Raw genomic sequence first — 12,355 nt, forward strand, 5'->3', positions numbered from 1 at the left:
GAACCGACTAATGTTGCAAAATTAGCGGATGACCTGTGGATAGGGGTGAAAGGCTAAACAAACTTGGAAATAGCTGGTTCTCTCCGAAAACTATTTAGGTAGTGCCTCAAGTATTACCATCGGGGGTAGAGCACTGTTTTGGCTAGGGGGTCATGGCGACTTACCAAACCAAGGCAAACTCCGAATACCGATGAGTACAGCTTGGGAGACAGAGCACCGGGTGCTAACGTCCGGACTCAAGAGGGAAACAACCCAGACCGCCAGCTAAGGTCCCTAAAATTGGCTAAGTGGGAAACGAAGTGGGAAGGCTAAAACAGTCAGGATGTTGGCTTAGAAGCAGCCATCATTTAAAGAAAGCGTAATAGCTCACTGATCGAGTCGTCCTGCGCGGAAGATGTAACGGGGCTAAGCCAGTTACCGAAGCTGCGGATTTGCAATTTATTGCAAGTGGTAGGAGAGCGTTCTGTAGGCCTGTGAAGGTGGTGGTGTAAACCCTGCTGGAGGTATCAGAAGTGCGAATGCTGACATGAGTAGCGTTAAAGGGGGTGAAAAGCCCCCTCGCCGTAAGCGCAAGGTTTTCTACGCAACGTTCATCGGCGTAGAGTGAGTCGGCCCCTAAGGCGAGGCAGAGATGCGTAGCTGATGGGAAACAGGTCAATATTCCTGTACCGATGACAAGTGCGATGTGGGGACGGAGAAGGTTAGCTCAGCCAACTGTTGGATATGTTGGTTCAAGCCTGTAGTCGTGCTCGGTAGGCAAATCCGCCGGGCTTAGATGAGGGGTGATAACGAGGGTGCTTGCACCTGAAGTGAGTGATACCCTGCTTCCAGGAAAAGCCACTAAGCTTCAGCTTGTCATTGACCGTACCGCAAACCGACACTGGTGCGCGAGATGAGTATTCTAAGGCGCTTGAGAGAACTCAGGAGAAGGAACTCGGCAAATTGATACCGTAACTTCGGGAGAAGGTATGCCCCAAGTAGGTGAACTCGAACAGAGGGAGCCCAACGGGGTTGCAAAAAATCGGTGGCTGCGACTGTTTAATAAAAACACAGCACTCTGCAAACACGAAAGTGGACGTATAGGGTGTGACGCCTGCCCGGTGCTGGAAGATTAAATGATGGGGTGCAAGCTCTTGATTGAAGTCCCAGTAAACGGCGGCCGTAACTATAACGGTCCTAAGGTAGCGAAATTCCTTGTCGGGTAAGTTCCGACCTGCACGAATGGCGTAACGATGGCCACACTGTCTCCTCCTGAGACTCAGCGAAGTTGAAATGTTTGTGATGATGCAATCTCCCCGCGGAAAGACGGAAAGACCCCATGAACCTTTACTGTAGCTTTGTATTGGACTTTGAACAGATCTGTGTAGGATAGGTGGGAGGCTTTGAAGCTGGAACGCTAGTTTCAGTGGAGCCGACGTTGAAATACCACCCTGGTGTGTTTGAGGTTCTAACCTAGGTCCATTATCTGGATCGGGGACAGTGCATGGTAGGCAGTTTGACTGGGGCGGTCTCCTCCCAAAGCGTAACGGAGGAGTTCGAAGGTACGCTAGTTACGGTCGGACATCGTGATGATAGTGCAATGGCATAAGCGTGCTTAACTGCGAGACTGACAAGTCGAGCAGATACGAAAGTAGGACATAGTGATCCGGTGGTTCTGTATGGAAGGGCCATCGCTCAACGGATAAAAGGTACTCTGGGGATAACAGGCTGATACCGCCCAAGAGTTCATATCGACGGCGGTGTTTGGCACCTCGATGTCGGCTCATCTCATCCTGGGGCTGTAGCCGGTCCCAAGGGTATGGCTGTTCGCCATTTAAAGAGGTACGTGAGCTGGGTTTAAAACGTCGTGAGACAGTTTGGTCCCTATCTTCCGTGGGCGCTGCAGATTTGAGGAAGCCTGCTCCTAGTACGAGAGGACCGGAGTGGACACACCTCTGGTGTATCGGTTGTCACGCCAGTGGCATTGCCGAGTAGCTAAGTGTGGAAGAGATAACCGCTGAAAGCATCTAAGCGGGAAACTCGTTTCAAGATGAGATCTGCCGGGGCCTTGAGCCCCCTAAAGAGTCGTTCAAGACCAGGACGTTGATAGGCAGGGTGTGGAAGCGCAGTAATGCGTTAAGCTAACCTGTACTAATTGCTCGTGAGGCTTGACCCTATAACTTTGATCACACGCCGCAAGGTGTGCATTGGTCAAGGAAGTTATGCCAAGTTGACGCATTCAAAAATGGCTGAAGAGCCGAAATCTGATTCGAAACTCTATGAATTCGTTGTCTTGACTTGGTCAAGATGACAACAAGTTATGCCTGATGACCATAGCAAGTTGGTCCCACTCCTTCCCATCTCGAACAGGACAGTGAAACGACTTAGCGCCGATGATAGTGCGGATTCCCGTGTGAAAGTAGGACATCGTCAGGCTTCTAACAGCCCAAAACGCCTCACCATTCGGTGGGGCGTTTTGCTTTGTGCAACGCACATTGCTGACGGTCCAACACCACTCCCATGTCACGATTTGTTGCTACGGGTAATTCCCGGATTGACTGCATCATCTTTTGCTCAAATACTTCAGACTTCAATTATCTAGGTCTGAATTAGTTGACTCGATTGTCAACTGCAAAGAGAGCGAAAATGAATATCGTGTGCATCGGCGGTGGTCCTTCTGGCTTGTATTTCGCTTTGCTGATGAAAAAGCTGGGCCCCCACCACGACATCACCGTGGTGGAGCGGAACAAACCCTATGACACCTTTGGTTGGGGTGTGGTCTTTTCAGACCAAACGTTGGAGAACATGCGACAGTGGGACACCGAGACCGCTGCCCAGGTGGAGCAGGCCTTCAACCATTGGGATGACATCGAGTTGCACTTCAAAGACCGTGTGATCCGCTCAGGTGGCCACGGATTTGTGGGCATTGGCCGCAAGAAGCTGCTCAATATTTTGCAAGACCGATGCGAACAAGTCGGTGTCAAACTCATGTTCGAGCAAGACGTGAACTCGGATCTGGACTTTCCTGATGCCGATCTCATCATTGCCAGTGATGGCGTCAATTCGCGTGTGCGCAGCCGCATGCCTGAGGTATTCAAGCCCGACATCGTCACCCGTCCCAACCGTTTCATCTGGTTGGGCACGCACCGCCAATACGACGCCTTCACCTTTTTGTTCGAAAAGACCGAGCACGGGTGGTTTCAGGCGCACGTCTATAAATTCGACAACGAAACCTCGACTTTCATCGTCGAATGTCCCGAGCATGTCTGGCTGGCACACGGGCTGGATAAAGCTGACCAAGACACGTCGATTGCATTCTGTGAAAAGCTCTTTGCCAAAAACCTGAAGGGCGAAAAGCTGATGACCAACGCCCGCCATCTGCGTGGCTCGGCATGGCTCAACTTCCAGCGCGTCAAGTGCGCCAACTGGTCACACTTCAACGGCAACAGCCATGTGGTGCTGATGGGCGATGCGGTGCACACCGCGCACTTTGCCATTGGCTCGGGCACCAAGCTTGCGCTCGAAGATGCCATTGAATTGGTGCGTCAGTTCAAGGCGCTGGGCGACAGCGCCGAGCGGATTCCCGAGGTGCTGAAACATTACCAAGCCGTGCGCGAGATCGATGTGATCCGCCTGCAAAACGCCGCTTGGAACGCGATGGAATGGTTCGAGGTGTGTGGCGAGCGCTACTGCGACCAGCTCGAACCTGAGCAGTTCATGTACTCCATGCTCACCCGCAGCCAGCGCATCAGTCACGAGAATTTACGTCTGCGCGACAAAGCCTGGCTGGAAGGTTACGAGGCCTGGTTTGCCGGCCGCACGGCCATGCCGGGCATTCGTCCCCCCATGTTCACCCACTACACACAACGCTCTGTCACGCTCAAGAACCGCGTGGTGGTTTCCCCTATGGCGCAATACATGGCCGTGGACGGCCGCGTGGGCGACGACCACCTGGTGCACCTGGGCGCACGCGCCATGGGCGGCGCCGGGCTGGTGATGGTCGAGATGACCGCGCCCAGCGCCGACGGGCGCATCACGCATGGCTGCCCGGGCCTGTGGCATGACCAGCACACCACCGACTTTGCAAAAATCGTGGACTGGGTACATGCCAAATCTGACGCGAAAATCGGCTTGCAGATCGGCCACGCTGGACCCAAAGGCTCCACCTGTCGCCCATGGCAAGGCGCTGGCATGGACCAGCCTGTGCCCGCTGACGACGCAGAAGGCAACTGGCCCTTGCTGGCGGCCTCGGCGCAACCCTATTTGCCGCACGGCGATGTGCCCCGCGCCATGAGCCGCGCCGACATGGTCCGCGTCACGGCCGACTTTGTGGCCAGCACGCAGCGCGCAGCGCAAGCGGGTTTTGACTGGCTGGAGTTGCACTGCGCCCACGGCTACTTGCTGTCGAGCTTCATCAGCCCGTTGACCAATGAGCGCACCGACGAATACGGTGGCTCGCTCGTCAACCGCCTGCGTTACCCGCTCGAAGTGTTTGCCGCTGTGCGCGCTGCTTGGCCCAAAGACCTGCCCATGTCGGTGCGCATCTCGGCGCACGACTGGGTCGAAGGCGGCATCACACCCACCGATGCGGTCGAGATCGCGCGCGCCTTCAAAGCCGCTGGCGCCGACATGATCGACTGCTCGTCGGGCCAGGTCAGTGCGCAACAAAAGCCCACCTATGGCCGCATGTACCAAACCCCCTTTGCCGACCGCATCCGCCAAGAAGCGGGCATCGCCACCATCGCCGTCGGCGCCATCAGTGAGGCCGACCACGTCAACAGCATTTTGGCCGCTGGCCGCGCCGACTTGTGTGCAGTGGCCCGTCCGCACTTGGCCAACCCGGCTTGGACGCTGACCGAAGCCGCACGCATTGGCTTCAAAGACATCGCTTGGCCGCGAGCTTATGTGTCGGGCAAGCCTCAGCTTGAAGCCGCTTTTGCCCGCGAACGCGCCCAACAGGCTGTGACAAAGGGGGACTGAGATGTCGCATCAAATTGTAGGGACCGCGCCCTCGCGGCGATTGGGCGCACATCGCGGCGAGGGCACCGCTCCCACAAATGTCCTTCGCAGCGAGGGCGCCGCTCCCACAGAGGTGAATGCATGCTGAGCAACCGTCACGCCCTCATCACAGGTGCGGGTGCAGGCATTGGCGCGGCCATCGCACTGCAGCTCGCGCAAGTGGGTTGCCGCTTGACCCTGTGTGGCCGCTCGCACAGCACGCTGCAGGCGCAAGCCGAGGCACTGCGTGCACAGGTGCCCGACGTGGCGGTGCTGATCGCGCCCATGGATGTGGCCGATGAACACGCCGTGCAAGCGGCGGTGCAGCAGGCACAGGCCCACTTGGGCCCGGTGAACATCCTGGTCAACAACGCGGGCCAGGCGCACAGCGCGCCTTTTGCCAAGACCGATGCCGCGCTGTGGCAGCAGATGCTGAACGTCAACCTCACAGGCACTTACCACTGCATCCAAGCCGTGCTGCCGGGCATGCTCGAAGCAGCGAAGAGTGGCACGCCCGGGCGGATCGTCAACATCGCCAGCACGGCGGGTCTCAAAGGTTATGCCTATGTGAGTGCCTATGTGGCCGCCAAGCATGGCGTGGTGGGCCTGACCAAAGCGCTGGCCCTTGAATTGGCCCGCAAAGGGGTGACCGTGAACGCGATTTGTCCCGGTTACACCGAGACCGACATCGTGCGCGAAGCGGTGCAAAACATCGTGAGCAAAACCGGCAAGAGCGAAGCCGAAGCGCGCCAAGCCTTGGCTGCCAGCAATCCGCAGCAGCGTCTGGTGCAGCCGCACGAGGTGGCGCAAAGCGTGCTGTGGCTGTGCGCGGCGGGGAGTGATGCGATCAACGGTCAATCGATTGCCATCGATGGTGGGGAGTTGGTGTCATGAGTGCACGACAAGACACGGACATGGAAGTGCGCGCACACGCTGACCACCACGCATCGCTGCGCCTGTGGTTGCGTCTGCTCTCGGCCACCACCCGCATCGAAGACACGATCCGCCAGCGGCTGCGCGAACAATTTGGCATCACGCTGCCGCGTTTTGACTTGATGGCGCAGCTCGAGCGCGAGCCGCAAGGCTTGTCGATGAGCGAGCTGTCGCGCCGCATGATGGTCACGGGCGGCAACGTCACAGCCATCGTCGACCAGTTGGAAAAAGAACAACTGGTGCAACGGCAAATGCAGACCAGCGACCGCCGCTCGTTCACCGTCAGTCTGACCGCAGACGGGCGCAGCGCTTTCGCGGCCATGGCGCTGGCGCACGAGGGCTGGGTGGTTGAATTGTTGGGTCCGCTGGCCGACAGCGAACAGACACAGCTGCATCAACTGCTAGGGACCTTGAAGTCCGGCACCCCCACACACTTGAAGGAGACCCCATGAGCCAACGCTATCTGCCAGGTCAGCCGCACCAGCTGCCCCGCCACAACCAGCCCATGGCGGGTTACCAGCCCGCGCATTTTTTGCTGTCCGTCAATGGCGGTGTGGCCACCGTGAGCCTGAACCGCCCCGAGCGCAAGAACCCGCTGTCGTTTGACTCCTACGCCGAGCTGCGTGACTTTTTCCGAGCCTTGCCCTACGCACCCGACATCCACGCCGTGGTCATCACGGGCGAGGGCGGCAACTTTTGCTCGGGGGGCGATGTGCACGAGATCATCGGCCCGCTCACCCAACTCGACATGCCTGGCCTCTTGGCCTTCACCCGCATGACGGGCGACTTGGTCAAGGCCATGCGCGCCTGCCCACAACCCATCATCGCGGCGATCGATGGCGTGTGCGCCGGGGCCGGAGCGATTTTGGCCATGGCGTCTGACCTGCGCTACGGTACTGAGCGCAGCAAGACCTACTTTCTGTTCAACAAGGTGGGCTTGGCCGGTTGCGACATGGGCGCGTGCGCGCTCTTGCCGCGCATCATTGGCCAAGGGCGTGCGAGCGAGCTGCTCTTCACCGGGCGCGGCCTGGGCGCGCTGGAAGCCGAGCGTTGGGGCTTTTACAACCGCGTGTGTGAGGCAAGCACCGTGCTGGCCGATGCACAAGCGATCGCTGCCCAACTGGTGGCCGGCCCCACCTTTGCCAACGGCATCACCAAAAAGATGCTGCAACAAGAATGGAACATGGGCGTGGACGAAGCCATTGAGGCCGAAGCCCAAGCCCAAGCCATTTGCATGGCCACCAACGACTTCCATCGGGCGTACCACGCCTTTGTGGCCAAGCAAACGCCCGTTTTTGAAGGGGACTGAGCCATGTCAGACCACCCCACCAATCACCCGCCAGAACTCGACTGGCCTTTCTTCGACAACAGCCACCGCGACTTCAAAGTGCGGCTCGACGCCTGGTGCAACGCGCACCTGGCCCACGCGCACCACGATGAAAGCCGCGACGCGGTGGACGCCGAATGCATCCGCTTGGTGCGCCTGCTGGGCAGCGGCGGTTGGCTCAAACACGCGGTATCGGGCACGACCTACGGCGCCGCATCGGATGTGATCGACACCCGCCAGCTCTGCCTGCTGCGCGAAACACTGGCTTTTCACAACGGCTTGTCTGACTTCGCCTTTGCCATGCAAGGCTTGGGCACAGGCGCCATCAGCCTCATGGGCACAGCCGATCAAAAGCAGCGCTATCTGCCGCGTGTGGCGTCGGGCCAGGCCTTGAGCGCCTTTGCCTTGAGCGAACCCGATGCAGGCTCCGATGTGGCCGCCATGCAGTGCAGCGCCATGGCTACGGCAGACGGTTATGTGCTGAGCGGCCGCAAGACCTGGATCAGCAACGGCGGCATTGCCGACTTTTATGTGGTGTTCGCCCGCACAGGCGAAGCGCCCGGTGCCCGCGGCATCACGGCTTTCATTGTGGATGCCGACACGCCGGGTTTGTCCATCGAAGAACGCATCGACGTGGTCGCGCCGCACCCGCTGGCCACGCTCAAGTTTGACAACTGCAAAGTCGCTGCCAACCAGCGCATTGGCGAGGCGGGCCAGGGCTTCAAGGTCGCCATGGCCACGCTCGATGTGTTCCGCACCTCGGTGGCCGCAGCCGCCTTGGGCTTTGGGCGGCGTGCGCTGCACGAGTCCATTGCTTGGGCGCGTTCGCGCAAGATGTTTGGCCAAAGCTTGGGCGACTTTCAGATCACCCAGACCAAGATCGCGCAGATGGCCACCCTGCTGGACGCGGCCACGCTCTTGACGTACCGCGCCGCTTGGCTGCGCGACCAAGGCGGGCGCATCACCCGCGAAGCGGCCATGGCCAAGATGACGGCCACCGAAAACGCCCAGCAGATCATCGACATGGCGGTGCAGATGCACGGCGGCATGGGCGTTAAAAAAGGCGTGATGGTGGAGTCGCTGTACCGCGAAATCCGGGCGCTGCGGATTTACGAAGGGGCGACGGAAGTGCAGCAGTTGATCATTGGCAAGGATGTGTTGAAGGGCTGATGGTTCGTTCTGGCTGACCGGGTGAGGTGCCGAGGGGCCCCGGGGGCGGGGGCCTCATGCTGCGGGGGTACGCAGAAATCGGCCCCCGCCCCCGGGGCCCCTCGACAGCGTGGTGCAGAGACGTTTGCACAACAGAAATAAAAAAAGGAGACAAGGACATGAAGGACTGGAACCAACTGCTGCCCAGCAGCCACACCGACACCTTTGCGCGCGACCGGCTGCCTCCCAAAGACCAGCTGCCTGTGTTCATGGCCGACCGGCCCGAGTTGGACTACCCGGACCGGATCAACTGCGCGGTGGAACTGGTGGACCGCCATGTGAGTGAAGGACGCGGCAATCGCATCGCGCTGCATGGCGTGAGCGACTTCAACAAGGGCGGTGGCGACTTCAGCTGGACGTATGCGCAGTTGCAAGACAAGAGCCACCGCATCGCCCAGGTGTTGACACAAGACATGGGCCTCGTGCCCGGCAACCGCATTTTGCTGCGCGGCGGTAACAGCCCCATGATGGCGGCTTGCTTGCTGGGCGCAATCAAGGCCGGCCTGGTGGCGGTGCCCACCATGCCGCTGCTGCGTGCGGGCGAGCTGGCCCAGATCATCGACAAAGCGCAGGTCAGCGCCGCGCTGTGCGACAGCCTGCTGGCCGACGAACTGCAGCACTGCATGACGCCCGGCCACGCCAGCCACATGGCCAGCTTGCAGCAACTGGTGCAGTTTCGCAGCGATGCCCCCGATGGCCTCGAGCACCGCATGGCGCAGCAAATTGGTGCTTACACGCCCCACGCCACCAGCCGCGACGATGTGTGCCTGATCGCGTTCACCAGCGGCACCACGGGCAAGCCCAAGGGCACCCTGCACTTCCACCGCGATGTGCTGGCCATGTGCGATTTGTTCCCGCGCCACATTTTGGAAATGGATGAAAACGATGTGGTCTGTGGCACACCGCCGATTGCCTTCACTTTTGGACTGGGTGGTCTGCTGGCGTTCCCACTGCGCTTTGGGGCGAGCACGGTGCTGCTGGAAAAGCACACGCCCGAGACCTTGATGCAGACCATTGCCAAGTACCGCGCCACGCAGTGCTACACCGCGCCCACGATGTACCGCCAGATGGCGGTGCTGGCCAAAGGCATTGACCTGTCGAGCCTCAAGCACCCCGTCTCGGCAGGCGAGGCCTTGCCTGACGCCACCCGCCAGCTGTGGAAGCAGGCCACAGGCATCGAGATGACCGATGGCATTGGTGGCACCGAAGTGATCCACATCTACATCTCGAGTGCGGGCGCGCAAGTGCGCCCCGGCAGCATTGGCCAAGTGGTGCCCGGCTATGTGGCGCAGATCGTGGGCGATGACATGCAACCCGTGCCACCCGGTACCGTGGGGCGGCTGGCCGTGCGCGGCCCCACAGGCTGCAAATACCTGGCCGACCCGCGCCAGCAAGACTATGTGAAAGACGGCTGGAACCTGCCCGGCGACACCTTCGTGATGGACTTGGACGGGTACTTCAGCTACCAGGCGCGCAACGACGACATGATCATCTCGGCGGGCTACAACATTGCAGGCCCCGAGGTGGAAGGCGCGTTGTTGCAACACCCGGCCGTGGCCGAATGCGGCGTGGTCGGCATGCCCGACGAAGACCGCGGGCACATCGTGCAGGCTTATGTGGTGCTCAAGCCCGGCCACACGGGCGATGCGACCTTGGAAAAAGCCTTGCAAGAGCACGTCAAACAAACCATTGCTCCGTTCAAGTACCCGCGCAAGGTGGTCTTTTTGGACGCCCTGCCCCGCACCGAAACCGGCAAACTGCAGCGCTTCAAGCTGCGTCAAATTTCAGTCAAAAATTAACCTTGCGGGACAGATCTTTAGCTTTGTCCCCAACTGATCAAAGGAAAACGAATGTTCAACGTCTTGCAACCCGAAGGCTGGGCACCCGCCAAAGGCTATGCCAACGGCATCGAAGCGCGTGGCCGCATGGTGTTCGTCGCGGGCATGATCGGCTGGAACGGCCAGGCCCAATTCGAGACCGACGACTTTGTGGCCCAGTGCCGCCAGGCCTTGCAAAACATCGTCGACACACTGGCCTGCGCAGGCGCAGGCCCGCAGCACATGGCCCGCATGACCTGGTACGTCAAAGACAAGCAGGAATACCTGGCCCGTGGCCGCGAGCTGGGCAAGGTCTATCAGGAAGTCATCGGCAAGAACTACCCGGCCATGACGCTGGTGCAGGTGGCTGATCTGGTCGAAGATCGGGCCTTGGTCGAGATTGAGGTCACGGCGGTGGTGCCCGATTGAGCGATCAAGGTTGCAGGAGTGCAGAGCGGGCAGCGTGGATGACGGCTTGGCTCAATCGTTCAAGTAACCCCGACGCTGCGCGCGCATGCTGCCAGTACAAAGGGACGTCCAGCGGCATGTCGGGCAGCAAGGTGACCAGTGAGCCTTTTTCAAGGTGAGGGGCGATCAGCCATTCTGGATGCAGACCCCAGCCCATGCCCTTCATGGCCGCGGTCACAAAAGCCTCAGATGAGGGCAGCGTGTGTTTGGGTAATTCCACAGGGTGTTGGCACAGGCGGTGCACCCAGCGTGCTTGCAGTGCATCCTTGTTGTTGAACACCAAGCTGGGGGCTTTGGCCAGACTGTCAGCATCGACCCCATCGGCAAAATGACGTTGCATGAACAGGGGGCTGGCCGCCGCCACATAGCGCATGCGACCCAGCGCTCGGCTGTTGCAGCCAGAGGCCGCGCGCGGTGTGGCCGTGACCGCGGCCAGCACCGCACCACTGCGCAGCCACTCGGCGGTGTGGTCTTGGTCGTCGACGCTGACGTTCATCAGGACGGGGTGTTGTTCGGCAAAGGTGGCCAAAGTCGGCGCGAACCAGGTGGCCAAGCTGTCGGCGTTGACCGCAATCGGCAGCATTAAACGCGCACAATTTGGCGAGGCGAGCGCAGGCAACAGGTCTTGTACTTCGTGCTCGAGCAGTCGCACGCGGTCCACATGTTGGCAAAGTCGGCGTCCAGCGGCCGTGGCTGTGCAGGGCTGGCCACGCACCACCAAAGCACAGCCGACCCGTTCTTCAAGTTGCCGAACACGCTGGGAGATCGCCGATGGTGTGACATGCAGGGCACGCGCAGCACGGTCAAAGCTGCCCTCTCTCACGACAGCAGCCAAAGCAGACAAAGCGGCGTAATCCAGCATGAATGAAGTTTAGCTAACTTTGATTAAGAAAAGACAGTTTGTCTTCATGCTGGTGGTCTGGCAGACTGACTGCATGATGACTTTTTTGTCCAGCGCATCCCTCGTTTTCCCAGTGTTCACGCAAGGCTTGGCCCTCAGCTTGGGGCTCATTGTCGCCATTGGTGCGCAAAATGCATTTGTTTTGCGGCAAGGGCTGCGGCGTGAGCATGTGGCCACGGTGGTGCTGTTTTGCGCCGTGGCCGATGCGGCCTTGATCAGCGCGGGTGTGCTCGGTATGGCCCAAGCGCTGGGTGATCGGCCAGGCTTGGCGCGTGCGCTGGCATGGGTTGGGGCGGTGTTCTTGGCCGTTTATGGCGGGCGTGCGCTGCAAAGGGCCAGACGCGTGCAGACACTGCAAACCAAAGCAGACGGGGCCAGTCTGGGTCGAGCCGCCGTGCTGGCGCAGGCGGCGGCGTTCACACTGCTCAATCCCCACGTGTACCTGGACACAGTGCTGCTCATGGGCAGCATGGGGGCCCAACAACCTTCGCCCTTGCAGGGCTGGTTCATCGGGGGCGCGAGTGCCGCCAGCCTGCTGTGGTTTGGCCTCTTGGGTTTTGGTGCGCGTTACCTGGCCCCCTGGTTTGCGCGGCCCAAGGCTTGGCAGGTGCTGGATGGTTTGATTGGCTTGACCATGTGGGTTCTGGCGGCGTGGATGGTGAAACTCGCCCTGAGCGGGGGGTGAGCACGCCAGAACTGTGGCGCTGTGCCCGTGCCAAGCCA

Annotated in this window: 9 protein-coding genes and 2 rRNA genes (1 of these 11 only partly in view); 10 read left to right on the top strand and 1 reads right to left on the bottom strand. The window is 59.9% G+C overall.

From position 1 onward, the window contains the following. From ACHEXK_RS00900 to ACHEXK_RS00940, 9 genes are all read left to right on the top strand, one after another. A 23S ribosomal RNA gene (locus tag ACHEXK_RS00900) occupies positions 1 to 2,155 on the top strand (it extends 725 nt beyond the left edge of the window). 147 nt (positions 2,156 to 2,302) lie between these two features. After that, a 5S ribosomal RNA gene (gene rrf / locus ACHEXK_RS00905) occupies positions 2,303 to 2,415 on the top strand. Positions 2,416 to 2,625: 210 nt separating this feature from the next. After that, complete coding sequence (locus ACHEXK_RS00910) at positions 2,626 to 4,959, top strand: bifunctional salicylyl-CoA 5-hydroxylase/oxidoreductase (protein ID WP_416547379.1); 2,334 nt, start codon at positions 2,626 to 2,628, stop codon at positions 4,957 to 4,959. A 120-nt stretch (positions 4,960 to 5,079) separates the two neighbouring features. Beyond that, positions 5,080 to 5,871 carry an SDR family NAD(P)-dependent oxidoreductase gene (locus ACHEXK_RS00915; RefSeq protein ID WP_416547380.1) on the top strand — a complete coding sequence of 264 codons (792 nt, stop codon included), beginning with the start codon at positions 5,080 to 5,082 and terminating at the stop codon, positions 5,869 to 5,871. Next, on the top strand, positions 5,868 to 6,362 hold the full coding sequence (locus ACHEXK_RS00920) for a MarR family winged helix-turn-helix transcriptional regulator (RefSeq protein ID WP_416547381.1): 495 nt from the start codon (positions 5,868 to 5,870) through the stop codon (positions 6,360 to 6,362). The genes ACHEXK_RS00915 and ACHEXK_RS00920 overlap by 4 nt, the downstream gene beginning before the upstream one ends. After that, positions 6,359 to 7,219: an enoyl-CoA hydratase family protein gene (locus ACHEXK_RS00925; RefSeq protein ID WP_416547382.1), complete on the top strand. Its 861-nt coding sequence runs from the start codon at positions 6,359 to 6,361 to the stop codon at positions 7,217 to 7,219. The genes ACHEXK_RS00920 and ACHEXK_RS00925 overlap by 4 nt, the downstream gene beginning before the upstream one ends. A 3-nt stretch (positions 7,220 to 7,222) precedes the next feature. Then, positions 7,223 to 8,407, top strand: coding sequence for an acyl-CoA dehydrogenase family protein (locus ACHEXK_RS00930; protein WP_416547383.1), 1,185 nt, complete (start codon positions 7,223 to 7,225; stop codon positions 8,405 to 8,407). Between the two features lie 176 nt (positions 8,408 to 8,583). Continuing rightward, positions 8,584 to 10,245 (top strand): AMP-binding protein, encoded by a 1,662-nt coding sequence (locus ACHEXK_RS00935; protein ID WP_416548802.1) that lies wholly within the window; start codon positions 8,584 to 8,586, stop codon positions 10,243 to 10,245. A gap of 51 nt (positions 10,246 to 10,296) precedes the next feature. Continuing rightward, entirely contained in the window at positions 10,297 to 10,692 is a 396-nt protein-coding gene (locus ACHEXK_RS00940; protein ID WP_108362442.1) for a RidA family protein, read from the top strand. Between the two features lie 4 nt (positions 10,693 to 10,696). Here ACHEXK_RS00940 and ACHEXK_RS00945 read toward each other — a convergent pair whose 3' ends face one another. Further along, a complete protein-coding gene (locus ACHEXK_RS00945) occupies positions 10,697 to 11,593 on the bottom strand; it encodes a LysR family transcriptional regulator ArgP (protein ID WP_416547384.1) in 897 nt (298 codons plus the stop codon). 73 nt (positions 11,594 to 11,666) lie between these two features. On the opposite strand from ACHEXK_RS00945, the gene ACHEXK_RS00950 reads away from it, so the two are divergent. Then, positions 11,667 to 12,317 (top strand): LysE/ArgO family amino acid transporter, encoded by a 651-nt coding sequence (locus ACHEXK_RS00950; RefSeq protein ID WP_416547385.1) that lies wholly within the window; start codon positions 11,667 to 11,669, stop codon positions 12,315 to 12,317. Positions 12,318 to 12,355 lie beyond the last annotated feature (38 nt).

The organism is Limnohabitans sp. DCL3, assembly GCF_048019295.1.
In the GTDB taxonomy this organism is placed as follows: Bacteria; Pseudomonadota; Gammaproteobacteria; order Burkholderiales; family Burkholderiaceae_C; genus Limnohabitans_A.